Source organism: Klebsiella sp. HMSC16A12, assembly GCF_001808265.1.
Classification (GTDB): Bacteria; Pseudomonadota; Gammaproteobacteria; order Enterobacterales; family Enterobacteriaceae; genus Klebsiella; species Klebsiella pneumoniae.
Map to the genome: position 1 here is coordinate 1 of NZ_KV792625.1, position 13472 is coordinate 13472.

Annotated in this window: 16 protein-coding genes; all 16 read left to right on the plus strand. The window is 61.1% G+C overall.

Annotation, left to right across the window (positions count from 1 at the left end; translation table 11 throughout):
• Positions 1-225 precede the first annotated feature (225 nt).
• From pduA to HMPREF3140_RS17030, 16 genes are read left to right on the plus strand one after another with little or no spacing between them, the layout of a single operon-like run.
• Positions 226-510 (plus strand): propanediol utilization microcompartment protein PduA, encoded by a 285-nt coding sequence (gene pduA / locus HMPREF3140_RS16955; protein WP_002915737.1) that lies wholly within the window; start codon positions 226-228, stop codon positions 508-510.
• On the plus strand, positions 507-1319 hold the full coding sequence (gene pduB / locus HMPREF3140_RS16960; RefSeq protein ID WP_002915739.1) for a propanediol utilization microcompartment protein PduB: 813 nt from the start codon (positions 507-509) through the stop codon (positions 1317-1319). The genes pduA and pduB overlap by 4 nt, the downstream gene beginning before the upstream one ends.
• A gap of 18 nt (positions 1320-1337) precedes the next feature.
• Positions 1338-3002, plus strand: a complete 1665-nt coding sequence (pduC, locus tag HMPREF3140_RS16965) for a propanediol dehydratase large subunit PduC (RefSeq protein WP_021312847.1) — start codon at positions 1338-1340, stop codon at positions 3000-3002.
• 10 nt (positions 3003-3012) lie between these two features.
• Complete coding sequence (pduD, locus tag HMPREF3140_RS16970) at positions 3013-3702, plus strand: propanediol dehydratase medium subunit PduD (protein WP_021312848.1); 690 nt, start codon at positions 3013-3015, stop codon at positions 3700-3702.
• A gap of 14 nt (positions 3703-3716) precedes the next feature.
• A complete protein-coding gene (gene pduE, locus HMPREF3140_RS16975) occupies positions 3717-4241 on the plus strand; it encodes a propanediol dehydratase small subunit PduE (RefSeq protein ID WP_002915750.1) in 525 nt (174 codons plus the stop codon).
• Between the two features lie 12 nt (positions 4242-4253).
• Entirely contained in the window at positions 4254-6086 is a 1833-nt protein-coding gene (locus tag HMPREF3140_RS16980) for a diol dehydratase reactivase subunit alpha (protein ID WP_070553045.1), read from the plus strand.
• Positions 6076-6426: a glycerol dehydratase reactivase beta/small subunit family protein gene (locus HMPREF3140_RS16985; RefSeq protein ID WP_004174562.1), complete on the plus strand. Its 351-nt coding sequence runs from the start codon at positions 6076-6078 to the stop codon at positions 6424-6426. Before HMPREF3140_RS16980 ends, HMPREF3140_RS16985 begins: the two co-directional genes overlap by 11 nt.
• Before the next feature lie 18 nt (positions 6427-6444).
• Positions 6445-6720, plus strand: a complete 276-nt coding sequence (gene pduJ, locus HMPREF3140_RS16990; RefSeq protein ID WP_002915806.1) for a propanediol utilization microcompartment protein PduJ — start codon at positions 6445-6447, stop codon at positions 6718-6720.
• A gap of 21 nt (positions 6721-6741) precedes the next feature.
• The gene (locus HMPREF3140_RS16995) at positions 6742-7188 is read left to right on the plus strand and encodes a BMC domain-containing protein (RefSeq protein WP_002915808.1); all 447 of its coding nucleotides are present in this window, start codon (positions 6742-6744) and stop codon (positions 7186-7188) included.
• Entirely contained in the window at positions 7188-7820 is a 633-nt protein-coding gene (locus tag HMPREF3140_RS17000) for a phosphate propanoyltransferase (protein ID WP_002915810.1), read from the plus strand. Before HMPREF3140_RS16995 ends, HMPREF3140_RS17000 begins: the two co-directional genes overlap by 1 nt.
• Complete coding sequence (gene pduM, locus HMPREF3140_RS17005; RefSeq protein WP_004181168.1) at positions 7817-8308, plus strand: microcompartment protein PduM; 492 nt, start codon at positions 7817-7819, stop codon at positions 8306-8308. Before HMPREF3140_RS17000 ends, pduM begins: the two co-directional genes overlap by 4 nt.
• Before the next feature lie 3 nt (positions 8309-8311).
• Positions 8312-8587, plus strand: a complete 276-nt coding sequence (locus HMPREF3140_RS17010; RefSeq protein WP_002915814.1) for a EutN/CcmL family microcompartment protein — start codon at positions 8312-8314, stop codon at positions 8585-8587.
• A gap of 10 nt (positions 8588-8597) precedes the next feature.
• Positions 8598-9614 carry a two-domain cob(I)yrinic acid a,c-diamide adenosyltransferase PduO gene (gene pduO, locus HMPREF3140_RS17015; RefSeq protein WP_023158846.1) on the plus strand — a complete coding sequence of 339 codons (1017 nt, stop codon included), beginning with the start codon at positions 8598-8600 and terminating at the stop codon, positions 9612-9614.
• Entirely contained in the window at positions 9611-10999 is a 1389-nt protein-coding gene (gene pduP / locus HMPREF3140_RS17020) for a CoA-acylating propionaldehyde dehydrogenase PduP (protein ID WP_032412300.1), read from the plus strand. Before pduO ends, pduP begins: the two co-directional genes overlap by 4 nt.
• Before the next feature lie 11 nt (positions 11000-11010).
• Complete coding sequence (pduQ, locus tag HMPREF3140_RS17025; RefSeq protein ID WP_023286837.1) at positions 11011-12123, plus strand: 1-propanol dehydrogenase PduQ; 1113 nt, start codon at positions 11011-11013, stop codon at positions 12121-12123.
• Positions 12120-13472, plus strand: coding sequence for a 4Fe-4S dicluster domain-containing protein (locus tag HMPREF3140_RS17030; protein ID WP_004149613.1), 1353 nt, complete (start codon positions 12120-12122; stop codon positions 13470-13472). Before pduQ ends, HMPREF3140_RS17030 begins: the two co-directional genes overlap by 4 nt.

The following is a 13472-nucleotide window of genomic DNA, read 5'->3' on the forward strand; positions in this document are numbered from 1 at the left end:
AAACACTATCAGTAAGTTGGAGTCATTACCCGGAGCATGAATTGCAATATAATCACATTTATACAAACAATAAAATCAAATAAAAACAACGATATAAAATAAAATAAATCCATTTTATATTATATAAAAACCACTATTTTTTCGCTCTCCACCATCAACTCAGCCATTCTTTTTCGCCGCTCCGCCATATAGTTCCCTCACTGGCACATATCCTGCGAGGTCTTTATGCAACAAGAAGCATTAGGAATGGTAGAAACCAAAGGCTTAACCGCAGCCATAGAGGCCGCTGACGCAATGGTTAAGTCGGCCAACGTTTTATTAGTTGGCTATGAAAGGATCGGTTCAGGCCTGGTGACCGTCATCGTGCGTGGCGACGTGGGGGCAGTTAAAGCCGCCACCGACGCCGGTGCCGCCGCAGCCCGCCACGTGGGCGAAGTGAAAGCCGTACACGTCATTCCCCGCCCCCATACCGATGTTGAAAAAATCTTACCGAAGGGGAATAGCCAATGAGCAGCAATGAGCTGGTTGAACAGATCATGGCGCAAGTCATAGCCCGTGTGGCGACGCCAGAGCAGCAGGCGCTTCCCGATACCCCCCATCCCACAGGAGAGACGGCTATGGCAGAGAAAAGCTGCAGCTTAACGGAATTTGTCGGGACCGCCATTGGCGACACCCTCGGGCTGGTCATCGCCAACGTGGATGCCGCGTTGCTGGAGGCGATGAAGCTCGAAAAACGCTATCGCTCTATCGGCATCCTCGGCGCCCGCACCGGCGCCGGGCCGCACATCATGGCCGCCGATGAAGCGGTCAAAGCCACCAACACCGAAGTGGTCAGCATTGAGCTTCCTCGCGACACCAAAGGCGGCGCCGGCCATGGCTCGCTGATTGTGCTGGGCGGGAATGATGTTTCCGACGTCAAACGCGGGATTGAGGTCGCGCTGAAAGAGCTGGACCGTACCTTCGGCGATGTCTACGGCAACGAAGCGGGTCATATTGAGCTGCAGTATACCGCGCGCGCCAGTTATGCCCTGGAAAAAGCGTTCGGCGCCCCACTGGGCCGCGCCTGCGGCATTATCGTCGGCGCCCCGGCGTCCGTTGGCGTGCTGATGGCCGATACCGCGCTGAAATCAGCCAACGTCGAGGTGGTGGCTTACAGCTCACCGGCCCATGGCACCAGTTTCAGCAACGAAGCCATTCTGGTGATTTCCGGCGACTCTGGCGCGGTGCGCCAGGCGGTGATCTCCGCCCGGGAAATCGGCAAAACCGTACTGGCGACGCTGGGCGCCGAACCGAAAAACGATCGCCCCTCCTACATTTAATACCCGCGAGGCTGATTCATGAGATCGAAAAGATTTGAAGCACTGGCGAAACGCCCTGTGAATCAGGATGGTTTCGTTAAGGAGTGGATTGAAGAGGGCTTTATCGCGATGGAAAGTCCTAACGATCCCAAACCTTCTATCCGCATCGTCAACGGCGCGGTGACCGAACTCGACGGTAAACCGGTTGAGCAGTTCGACCTGATTGACCACTTTATCGCGCGCTACGGCATTAATCTCACCCGGGCCGAAGAAGTGATGGCCATGGATTCGGTTAAGCTCGCCAACATGCTCTGCGACCCGAACGTTAAACGCAGCGACATCGTGCCGCTCACTACCGCGATGACCCCGGCGAAAATCGTGGAAGTGGTGTCGCATATGAACGTGGTCGAGATGATGATGGCGATGCAAAAAATGCGCGCCCGCCGCACGCCGTCCCAGCAGGCGCATGTCACTAATATCAAAGATAATCCGGTACAGATTGCCGCCGACGCCGCTGAAGGCGCATGGCGCGGCTTTGACGAACAGGAGACCACCGTCGCCGTGGCGCGCTACGCGCCGTTCAACGCCATCGCCCTGCTGGTGGGTTCACAGGTTGGCCGTCCCGGCGTCCTCACCCAGTGTTCGCTGGAAGAAGCCACCGAGCTGAAACTGGGCATGCTGGGCCACACCTGCTATGCCGAAACCATTTCGGTATACGGTACGGAACCGGTGTTTACCGATGGCGATGACACCCCGTGGTCGAAAGGCTTCCTCGCCTCCTCCTACGCCTCGCGCGGCCTGAAAATGCGCTTTACCTCCGGTTCTGGTTCTGAAGTACAGATGGGCTATGCCGAAGGCAAATCGATGCTTTATCTCGAAGCGCGCTGCATCTACATCACCAAAGCCGCCGGGGTGCAAGGCCTGCAGAATGGCTCCGTCAGCTGTATCGGCGTACCGTCCGCCGTGCCGTCCGGGATCCGCGCCGTACTGGCGGAAAACCTGATCTGCTCAGCGCTGGATCTGGAGTGCGCCTCCAGCAACGATCAAACCTTTACCCACTCGGATATGCGGCGTACCGCGCGTCTGCTGATGCAGTTCCTGCCAGGCACCGACTTCATCTCCTCCGGTTACTCGGCGGTGCCGAACTACGACAACATGTTCGCCGGTTCCAACGAAGATGCCGAAGACTTCGATGACTACAACGTGATCCAGCGCGACCTGAAGGTCGATGGCGGCCTGCGGCCGGTGCGTGAAGAGGACGTGATCGCCATTCGCAACAAAGCCGCCCGCGCGCTGCAGGCGGTATTTGCCGGCATGGGTTTGCCGCCTATTACGGATGAAGAAGTAGAAGCCGCCACCTACGCCCACGGTTCAAAAGATATGCCTGAGCGCAATATCGTCGAGGACATCAAGTTTGCTCAGGAGATCATCAACAAGAACCGCAACGGCCTGGAGGTGGTGAAAGCCCTGGCGAAAGGCGGCTTCCCCGATGTCGCCCAGGACATGCTCAATATTCAGAAAGCCAAGCTCACCGGCGACTACCTGCATACCTCCGCCATCATTGTTGGCGAGGGCCAGGTGCTCTCGGCCGTGAATGACGTGAACGATTATGCCGGTCCGGCAACAGGCTACCGCCTGCAAGGCGAGCGCTGGGAAGAGATTAAAAATATCCCGGGCGCGCTCGATCCCAATGAACTTGGCTAAGGGGTGAAAAATGGAAATTAACGAAACGCTGCTGCGCCAGATTATCGAAGAGGTGCTGGTGGAGATGAAATCAGGCGCAGATAAGCCGGTCTCCTTTAGCGCGTCTGCGGCTTCTGTCGCCTCTGCCGCACCGGTCGCCGTTGCGCCTGTGTCCGGCGACAGCTTCCTGACGGAAATCGGCGAAGCCAAACCCGGCACGCAGCAGGATGAAGTCATTATTGCCGTCGGGCCAGCGTTTGGTCTGGCGCAAACCGCCAATATCGTCGGCATTCCGCATAAAAATATTCTGCGCGAAGTGATCGCCGGCATTGAGGAAGAAGGCATCAAAGCCCGGGTGATCCGCTGCTTTAAGTCTTCTGACGTCGCCTTCGTGGCAGTGGAAGGCAACCGCCTGAGCGGCTCCGGCATCTCGATCGGTATTCAGTCGAAAGGCACCACCGTCATCCACCAGCGTGGCCTGCCGCCGCTTTCCAATCTGGAACTCTTCCCGCAGGCGCCGCTGCTAACGCTGGAAACCTACCGTCAGATTGGCAAAAACGCCGCGCGCTACGCCAAACGCGAGTCGCCGCAGCCGGTGCCGACGCTTAACGATCAGATGGCTCGTCCCAAATACCAGGCGAAGTCGGCCATTTTGCACATTAAAGAGACCAAATACGTGGTGACGGGCAAAAACCCGCAGGAACTGCGCGTGGCGCTTTAACAAAGGATATCCCGATGAATACCGACGCAATTGAATCCATGGTACGCGACGTGCTGAGCCGGATGAACAGCCTACAGGACGGGATAACGCCCGCGCCAGCCGCGCCAACAAACGACACCGTTCGCCAGCCAAAAGTTAGCGACTACCCGTTAGCGACCCGCCATCCGGAGTGGGTCAAAACCGCTACCAATAAAACGCTCGATGACCTGACGCTGGAGAACGTATTAAGCGATCGCGTTACGGCGCAGGACATGCGCATCACTCCGGAAACGCTGCGTATGCAGGCGGCGATCGCCCAGGATGCCGGACGCGATCGGCTGGCGATGAACTTTGAGCGGGCCGCAGAGCTCACCGCGGTTCCCGACGACCGAATCCTTGAGATCTACAACGCCCTGCGCCCATACCGTTCCACCCAGGCGGAGCTACTGGCGATCGCTGATGACCTCGAGCATCGCTACCAGGCACGACTCTGTGCCGCCTTTGTTCGGGAAGCGGCCGGGCTGTACATCGAGCGTAAGAAGCTGAAAGGCGACGATTAACAGGGGGTAAGCATGCGCTATATCGCTGGCATTGATATTGGCAACTCCTCGACAGAAGTCGCCCTGGCGACGGTCGATGACGCAGGTGTACTGAACATTCGCCACAGCGCGTTGGCTGAAACCACGGGTATAAAAGGCACATTACGAAATGTGTTCGGTATCCAGGAGGCGCTAACGCAGGCGGCAAAAGCGGCCGGCATTCAGCTCAGCGATATTTCGCTTATTCGCATTAACGAAGCCACGCCGGTCATTGGCGATGTGGCGATGGAAACCATCACGGAAACCATCATCACCGAGTCCACCATGATCGGCCATAACCCGAAGACACCCGGCGGCGTCGGACTGGGGGTCGGCATCACCATCACACCAGAGGCGCTGCTGTCCTGCTCCGCGGACACTCCCTATATTCTGGTGGTCTCCTCGGCCTTTGACTTTGCCGATGTCGCCGCGATGGTCAATGCGGCAACGGCAGCGGGCTATCAGATAACCGGCATTATTTTGCAGCAGGATGACGGCGTGCTGGTCAATAACCGGCTACAGCAACCGCTACCGGTGATCGACGAAGTTCAGCATATCGACCGGATTCCACTTGGCATGCTGGCGGCCGTCGAGGTCGCTTTACCCGGTAAGATCATCGAAACGCTCTCCAACCCCTACGGTATTGCGACCGTTTTCGATCTCAACGCCGAGGAGACCAAAAATATCGTGCCAATGGCGCGGGCGCTGATTGGCAACCGCTCGGCCGTGGTGGTGAAAACCCCCTCCGGCGACGTCAAGGCCCGCGCTATTCCGGCAGGTAATCTGCTGCTCATCGCTCAGGGGCGCAGCGTACAGGTTGATGTAGCCGCCGGGGCGGAAGCCATCATGAAAGCGGTTGACGGCTGCGGCAAACTGGACAACGTCGCGGGAGAAGCGGGCACCAATATCGGCGGCATGCTAGAGCACGTGCGCCAGACCATGGCGGAGCTTACCAATAAGCCAGCTCAGGAGATCCGCATTCAGGATCTGCTGGCCGTTGATACGGCGGTGCCAGTCAGCGTGACCGGCGGTCTTGCGGGGGAGTTCTCGCTGGAGCAGGCGGTGGGTATCGCCTCGATGGTCAAGTCGGATCGCCTGCAGATGGCCCTCATCGCCCGTGAAATTGAGCACAAACTGCAGATTGCGGTTCAGGTGGGCGGCGCCGAAGCGGAGGCGGCCATTCTTGGGGCGCTCACCACTCCCGGCACCACGCGCCCGCTGGCGATCCTCGATCTGGGCGCCGGGTCGACCGACGCCTCCATTATCAATGCGCAGGGAGAGATCAGCGCCACTCACCTGGCCGGCGCCGGCGATATGGTCACGATGATCATCGCTCGCGAGCTGGGGCTTGAGGACCGTTATCTGGCGGAAGAGATCAAAAAATATCCGCTGGCAAAAGTCGAAAGCCTGTTTCATCTGCGTCATGAAGACGGCAGCGTCCAGTTTTTTCCGTCGGCCTTACCACCGACGGTATTTGCCCGCGTCTGCGTGGTGAAACCGGATGAACTGGTTCCCCTGCCCGGCGATCTGCCGCTGGAGAAAGTGCGCGCCATTCGCCGTAGCGCCAAATCACGCGTCTTTGTCACCAACGCCCTGCGAGCGTTACGCCAGGTGAGCCCTACCGGCAACATTCGCGACATCCCGTTCGTGGTGCTGGTGGGCGGCTCGTCCCTCGATTTCGAGATCCCCCAGCTGGCCACCGACGCGCTGGCGCACTACCGGCTGGTTGCCGGGCGCGGCAACATCCGCGGCTGTGAAGGCCCACGCAATGCGGTCGCCAGCGGATTACTCCTTTCCTGGCAAAAAGGAGGCACACATGGAGAGTAGCGTAGTCGCCCCCGCCATCGTCATTGCCGTTACTGACGAATGCAGCGAACAGTGGCGCGATGTCCTGCTGGGCATTGAAGAGGAAGGCATTCCTTTTGTTCTGCAGCCGCAGACCGGCGGCGATCTTATCCATCACGCCTGGCAGGCGGCGCAGCGTTCGCCGCTGCAGGTAGGCATCGCCTGCGACCGGGAACGGCTCATCGTGCACTACAAAAATTTACCCGCATCAACTCCGCTGTTTTCGCTGATGTATCACCAGAACAGGCTGGCCCGGCGAAACACTGGCAACAATGCGGCTCGTCTCGTCAAAGGGATCCCATTTCGGGATCGAAATGCTTAATCCACAGGAGAACGCAGTATGAATAACGCACTAGGACTGGTTGAAACGAAAGGCCTGGTTGGCGCCATTGAAGCCGCTGATGCAATGGTGAAATCCGCCAACGTGCAGTTGATTGGTTACGAAAAAATTGGCTCCGGGCTGATTACCGTGATGGTCCGCGGAGACGTCGGCGCGGTCAAAGCCGCCGTTGACGCCGGCAGCGCGGCGGCCAGCGTGGTCGGCGAGGTCAAGTCCAGCCATGTGATCCCGCGCCCGCATAGCGATGTTGAGGCCATTCTGCCGAAATCCGTCTGACCCTCAAAAAAGGAGCACCGCGTGAAGCAATCACTGGGATTACTTGAGGTCAGCGGTCTGGCCCTGGCCATCACCTGCGCCGACGCTATGGCGAAAGCGGCCGCTATCACGCTGCTCGCCCTGGAAAAGACCAACGGTTCCGGCTGGATGGTGGTGAAGATCGCCGGTGATGTGGCCTCTGTCCAGGCGGCGGTGATGACCGGGGCCGAACTCGCCGAACGGCAGCAGGGGCTGGTAGCGCAGAAGGTTATCGCCAGGCCCGGGGAAGGCCTGCTGCCGGCCCGCGTCCAGGCGCCTTCACCAGCGCCTGACGTCGCCGTGACGGAGGAGAACACGGCCCTCACAGACGCCCCCTCCCACTCTACGGAGCGGGTGACCTGCAACCTGTGCCTGGACCCACACTGCCCACGACAAAAAGGCGATCCCCGCTCGCAGTGCCTGCACGCCGGTAAACGAGGTGACGCGTAATGGATAAACAACAGCTGGCTTCGACAGTCAACAAAGTGCTGGATGAGATGCGCCAGCGTCCCATTCCAATCGGTATCTCCAGTCGCCATATCCATTTAGCGGCGGCTGACTATGCCAGGCTTTTTCCCGCGCAGCCCATCCAGCCGAAAAAAGCGCTGCTGCAGCCGGGACAATATGCTGCAGAGCAGACGGTGACCCTGGTTGGCCCCAAAGGGCGATTAAACAACGTGCGCCTGCTCGGCCCTTTGCGCCAGACCAGCCAGGTGGAAATCTCACGCACCGACGCCCGGATCCTCGGTATCGCCGCGCCGCTGCGCATGTCCGGCAATCTGCAGGGCACGCCGGGGATCCGCCTGATAAGCCCCTTTGCCGAACTGGAGTTGAGCGGCGGGACGATTGTTGCCCAGCGACATATTCATATGTCGCCACTTGATGCGTTGATCCTGCGCGTCTCCCATGGCGATAGCGTCGCGGTGGCGATCGAAGGCAGCGACAGGCGGCTTATCTTCGACAACGTGGCGGTCCGCGTTGCCCCGGATATGCGTCTTGAAATGCACATCGATACTGACGAGGCCAATGCGGCAGGCGCTGACGCTGCGCAAGCCTGGGCAACGCTGGTGACGAAGCCATGAACCACGCGATGCTGCAGCGTATCGTCGAAGAGGTCGCCGCCCGTCTGCGCCGTCGCGCCCTCAGCACGGCCACGCTCAGCGTGGCCCAGCTCGGCGAAGCGGATATCCGCAGCCTGCTGTGCCAGCACGCTTCGCTGCGCATCGTGCAGGTGGATTTACCGCTGCTGGAGCAGCTTGCCGGCCAGCGTGCGCTGGCGGCAGCCGGTTGCGCACTGCATGAGGCGATGGCCTGGGGCGTTCGGGTACAGCTAACGCTGCTTCCCGCCCTGCTCCCCGCGCTGGCGGTAAAAAAACTCGCCCGCTTGCCGCTGACGTTCAGCGATCCGCTTGGCCAGCCCGTCAGGCTTCACGCCGCGTCGGTGCTCACCTATGCCGACGTAGCCCGTTTCAGTGGCGGCTATCTGGTGCTGCGCCGCCGTCCCATTATCACCGCCCTCGCCCGCGAAGCGGCCGTCGCGCGGCATGTTCAATTGATTAAGCAGGAGTGAACTATGCATCTGGCACGCGTGACCGGCGCCGTCGTCTCGACGCAAAAATCGCCCTCTCTGAACGGCAAAAAACTGCTGCTGGTGCGCCGGGTAAGCGCGGACGACGATCGTCCGATTCTCCCCACGAGCGGCGATGAAGTGGCGGTAGATTCGGTTGGCGCTGGCGTCGGCGAGCTGGTGCTGCTCTGCAGCGGCTCGAGCGCACGCCACGTTTTCAGCGGCCCGAATGAGGCCATCGATCTTGCCGTCGTGGGCATTGTTGACTCACTTTCACGCTAAGGGGGCGCCTGTGGCTATCTATACCCGAACCGGCGATGCCGGCAGTACATCACTCTTTACCGGCCAGCGGGTCAGCAAGACGCATCCGCGCGTCGAAGCCTACGGCACCCTGGATGAACTGAACGCCATGCTGAGCCTGTGCGTCTGCGCCGTCGCTGAAGAGGAACAGCGCACCCTGCTCGAAGCCCTGCAGCAGCACATTTTTTGGTTCAGCGCGGAGCTCGCCAGCGACAGCGAACAGCCATCACCGGGTAAGCGCTATATCAGCAGCGAAGAGATTGCCCTGCTGGAGCAGACCATCGATCGCGAGATGGCCCGCGTGCCGGCGCTGCACCAGTTTGTATTGCCCGGACGCTGTGAAGCCGCCAGCCGTCTGCACCTGGCCCGCACCGTTGCCAGACGGGCGGAGCGCCGGCTGGTCGAGCTGGGGGCAGAGGTTACTATCCGTCAGATACTGCTGCGTTATCTGAACCGCTTATCTGACTGCCTGTATGCCCTGGCGCGCAGCGAGGATCATGCCGCTCACCAGCGCCGCCTTGTGACGGAGATCGCGGCCCGCTATCTGGCCGCCAGCAGGTCGCCTGCGCCCGACGCGCCCAAAGCCCAGGCCGGGTCGCTCTCCTTTCACGAGCTGCATCAGCTCATCCGTCAGGCCATTGAACACGCCCGCCAGCTGCAGGTGCCGGTGGTGATCAGCATCGTTGACGCACACGGCACCGAAACCGTGACCTGGCGAATGCCCGATGCGCTGCTGGTCAGCAGCGAGCTGGCGCCGAAAAAAGCCTGGACCGCCGTCGCCATGAAAACCGCCACCCACGAGCTCGCGACGACCGTACAGCCAGGCGCTGCGCTGTACGGTCTGGAGAGCCATCTGCAGGGCAAAGTCGTCACCTTTGGCGGCGGATATCCGCTGTGGCGCGATGGCCAGCTAATAGCCGGCCTCGGCATTAGCGGCGGCAGCGTCGAGCAGGATATGGCTATTGCACAGGCTGCCATGGCGGCCATTAACGTGAGAACTCATCAATGAATACAGCAGAACTGGAAACCCTTATCCGCACCATCCTCAGTGAAAAGCTCGCGCCGACGCCCCCTGCCCCTCAGCAAGAGCAGGGCATTTTCTGCGATGTCGGCAGCGCCATCGACGCCGCTCATCAGGCTTTTCTCCGCTATCAGCAGTGTCCGCTAAAAACCCGCAGCGCCATTATCAGCGCCCTGCGGGAGACGCTGGCCCCCGAGCTGGCGACGCTGGCGGAAGAGAGCGCCACGGAAACCGGCATGGGCAACAAAGAAGATAAATATCTGAAAAATAAAGCCGCTCTTGAAAACACGCCGGGCATAGAGGATCTCACTACCAGCGCCCTCACCGGCGATGGCGGGATGGTGCTGTTTGAGTACTCGCCGTTCGGGGTTATTGGCGCCGTGGCGCCCAGCACCAACCCAACGGAAACCATTATCAACAACAGTATCAGCATGCTGGCGGCGGGTAACAGCGTCTATTTCAGCCCCCATCCCGGCGCGAAAAAGGTCTCGTTGAAGCTTATCGCCAGGATCGAAGAGATCGCCTACCGCTGCAGCGGGATCCGTAACCTGGTGGTGACCGTTGCCGAGCCGACCTTTGAAGCCACCCAGCAAATGATGTCCCACCCGCTGATTGCCGTTCTGGCTATCACCGGCGGCCCTGGCATTGTGGCGATGGGCATGAAAAGCGGTAAAAAAGTGATCGGCGCTGGCGCCGGCAATCCGCCGTGCATCGTTGATGAAACCGCCGATCTCGTCAAAGCCGCCGAAGATATCATCAGCGGCGCCGCCTTCGATTACAACCTGCCCTGTATCGCCGAAAAAAGCCTGCTCGTCGTCGCCTCCGTCGCTGACCGCCTGATCCAGCAGATGCAGGATTTTGACGCGCTGCTGTTGAGCCGACAGGAGGCCGATACCCTGCGTGCCGTCTGCCTGCCCGACGGCGCGGCGAATAAAAAACTGGTCGGTAAAAGCCCGGCTGCGCTGCTGGCGGCGGCGGGTCTCGCCGTTCCGCCTCGCCCCCCTCGCCTGCTGATAGCCGAGGTGGAGGCGAACGACCCTTGGGTGACCTGCGAGCAGCTGATGCCGGTGCTGCCGATCGTCAGGGTCGCCGACTTTGACAGCGCCCTGGCGCTGGCCCTGCGCGTTGAGGAGGGTCTGCACCACACCGCCATTATGCACTCGCAGAATGTCTCGCGGCTCAATCTGGCGGCACGCACGCTGCAGACCTCCATTTTTGTCAAAAATGGCCCGTCTTACGCGGGAATCGGCGTCGGCGGCGAAGGGTTTACCACCTTCACCATCGCCACGCCAACCGGAGAAGGCACCACCTCCGCGCGGACATTCGCCCGCCTGCGGCGCTGCGTGTTGACCAATGGTTTTTCCATTCGCTAACCGGGGGCGCCATGCATACCTTTTCTCTGCAAACGCGCCTCTACAGCGGCCCGGGCAGCCTGGCCGCGCTGCAGCGCTTTAGCCATCAGCACATCTGGATCGTCTGCGACGGCTTCCTGGCGCGCTCGCCGCTGCTTGACCGACTGCGCGCCGCGCTGCCCGCCAGCAACCGCGTCAGCGTGTTCAGCGATATTACACCGGATCCGACCATTCACACCGTGGCGAAAGGGATAGCGCAGATGCAGGCCCTGCGTCCGCAGGTGGTGATCGGCTTCGGCGGCGGCTCGGCGATGGATGCCGCCAAGGCTATCGTCTGGTTCAGCCAGCAGGGCGGTCTGCCTGTCGACACCTGCGTGGCGATCCCCACCACCAGCGGTACCGGTTCGGAAGTGACCAGCGCCTGCGTCATCAGCGACCCGGAAAAAGGGATCAAGTACCCGCTGTTCCATGAGGCGCTCTGTCCCGACATGGCGATCATCGACCCGACGCTGGTGGTTAGCGTACCGCCCACCATCACAGCCCATACCGGGCTGGACGCGCTGACCCACGCCCTGGAGGCATGGGTCTCGCCGCAGGCCACCGATTTTACCGATGCGCTGGCGGAAAAGGCCGCCAGGCTGGTGTTTCGCGCCCTGCCCGTTGCGATTCGTCAGGGCGACTGCATTGCGACCCGCAGCAAAATGCACAATGCATCAACCCTCGCCGGTATGGCCTTTAGCCAGGCTGGCCTTGGGCTCAATCATGCGATCGCCCATCAGCTTGGCGGCCAGTTTCACCTCCCCCATGGCCTGGCCAATGCTCTGCTGCTGACCGCGGTGATCCGCTTCAATGCCGGCGAGCCGCGGGCGGCTAAGCGTTATGCGCGCCTGGCCAGGGCCTGCCGCTTCTGCCCGCCCGAAGCTGGCGAACAGGAGGCTTTCCAGGCGCTGCTTACCGCGGTGGAAACGCTGAAACAGCAGTGCGCCATTCCCACCCTCAAGGGCGCGCTGCAGGAAAAGTATCCCCTTTTCTTATCGCGAATTCCCGCCATGGTGCCGGCCACGCTGGCCGACGCCACCCTGCGCACCAACCCGCGTCCGGTCGATGGCGCGGCCATCGCGCAACTGCTGGAGAACCTGCAATGAGTGAAGCGATAGTGCCACTATCAAGCATTGATGCAGCGGAGATCCGCGAACGCGTTCGGGCCGCTGGCGTCGTAGGAGCCGGTGGCGCAGGCTTTCCGACCCACATCAAACTGCAGGCCCGGGTGGACACCGTGCTGGTGAACGCCGCCGAATGCGAACCGATGCTGAAGGTTGACCAACAGCTGATGGCTCAGCAGGCTGACCGACTGATTCGCGGCCTGGGTTACGCGATGACCGCCACTGGCGCCCGGGAAGGGATCATTGCCCTGAAGGCGAAATATGCTCCGGCGATTGCGGCATTAACCCCACGACTCCCGGAATGGGCCCGGCTGCATATTCTGCCTGACGTCTATCCGGCCGGGGATGAGGTGCTCACTATCTGGCTGGCGACGGGACGCCGCGTACCACCTGCCGCGCTGCCGGTCAGCGTCGGCGTGGTGGTCAATAACGTGCAGACCGTGCTCAATATCGCCAGAGCCGTGGAACAGGGCTATCCGGTAACTCGCCGGACGTTGACCGTCAATGGCGCCGTCGCCCGTCCGCTGACGCTGGCCGTACCACTGGGTATATCGCTGCGCGAGGTGCTGGATCTGGCCGGCGGCGCGACGGTTGACGATCCGGGGTTTATCAACGGCGGTCCGATGATGGGCTCGCTTATTACCTCCCTCGAGACACCGGTCACCAAAACCACCGGCGGCCTGCTGGTGCTCCCGGGCAACCATCCATTGATCCAGCGACGGCGGCAGGATGAACGAACGCTGCTCGCCATCGCCCGCACCGTCTGTGAACAGTGCCGTTTATGCACAGATTTATGCCCCCGGCACCTGATCGGCCATGAGCTTTCCCCTCATCTGCTGGTGCGGGCAGTGAACTATCGCCAGGCGGCCACCCCGTCGCTGCTGCTCAGCGCCCTGACCTGTTCGGAGTGCAACGTTTGCGAGAGCGTCGCCTGCCCGGTGGGTATTTCCCCCATGCGCATCAACCGTCTGCTGAAACGTGAGCTGAGGGCGAAAAACCTGCGCTACGACGGACCGCTGCGTCCGGCGGACGAGATGGCGAAGCACCGCCTGGTGCCGGTCAAGCGGCTCATCAGCAAACTGGGACTTGATCCCTGGTATCAGGAAGCGCCGCTGACGGCGGTGGAGCCGGAGGTGGCCTGCGTCACCCTGCCCCTGCGCCAGCATATCGGCATCAGCGCCGTGCCCTGCGTCGCGCCGGGAGAGCGGGTAACGCGCGGCCAGGTGCTGGCGGATATCCCCGCCGACGCCCTCGGCGCGCCGGTGCACGCCAGTATTGACGGCCTGGTCTCCGCCATCACGGAGCAGGCCATTACGCTTGTAAGAGGTTAA

Coding starts and splice junctions, on each gene's coding strand:
- HMPREF3140_RS16980 (WP_070553045.1), top strand. CDS start 4,254: ATGCGCTATATCGCTGGCATTGATATTGGCAACTCCTCGACAGAAGTC.
- HMPREF3140_RS16985 (WP_004174562.1), top strand. CDS start 6,076: ATGGAGAGTAGCGTAGTCGCCCCCGCCATCGTCATTGCCGTTACTGAC.
- pduD (WP_021312848.1), top strand. CDS start 3,013: ATGGAAATTAACGAAACGCTGCTGCGCCAGATTATCGAAGAGGTGCTG.
- HMPREF3140_RS17000 (WP_002915810.1), top strand. CDS start 7,188: ATGGATAAACAACAGCTGGCTTCGACAGTCAACAAAGTGCTGGATGAG.
- pduP (WP_032412300.1), top strand. CDS start 9,611: ATGAATACAGCAGAACTGGAAACCCTTATCCGCACCATCCTCAGTGAA.
- pduM (WP_004181168.1), top strand. CDS start 7,817: ATGAACCACGCGATGCTGCAGCGTATCGTCGAAGAGGTCGCCGCCCGT.
- pduC (WP_021312847.1), top strand. CDS start 1,338: ATGAGATCGAAAAGATTTGAAGCACTGGCGAAACGCCCTGTGAATCAG.
- pduB (WP_002915739.1), top strand. CDS start 507: ATGAGCAGCAATGAGCTGGTTGAACAGATCATGGCGCAAGTCATAGCC.
- pduQ (WP_023286837.1), top strand. CDS start 11,011: ATGCATACCTTTTCTCTGCAAACGCGCCTCTACAGCGGCCCGGGCAGC.
- HMPREF3140_RS17010 (WP_002915814.1), top strand. CDS start 8,312: ATGCATCTGGCACGCGTGACCGGCGCCGTCGTCTCGACGCAAAAATCG.
- pduJ (WP_002915806.1), top strand. CDS start 6,445: ATGAATAACGCACTAGGACTGGTTGAAACGAAAGGCCTGGTTGGCGCC.
- HMPREF3140_RS17030 (WP_004149613.1), top strand. CDS start 12,120: ATGAGTGAAGCGATAGTGCCACTATCAAGCATTGATGCAGCGGAGATC.
- pduA (WP_002915737.1), top strand. CDS start 226: ATGCAACAAGAAGCATTAGGAATGGTAGAAACCAAAGGCTTAACCGCA.
- pduE (WP_002915750.1), top strand. CDS start 3,717: ATGAATACCGACGCAATTGAATCCATGGTACGCGACGTGCTGAGCCGG.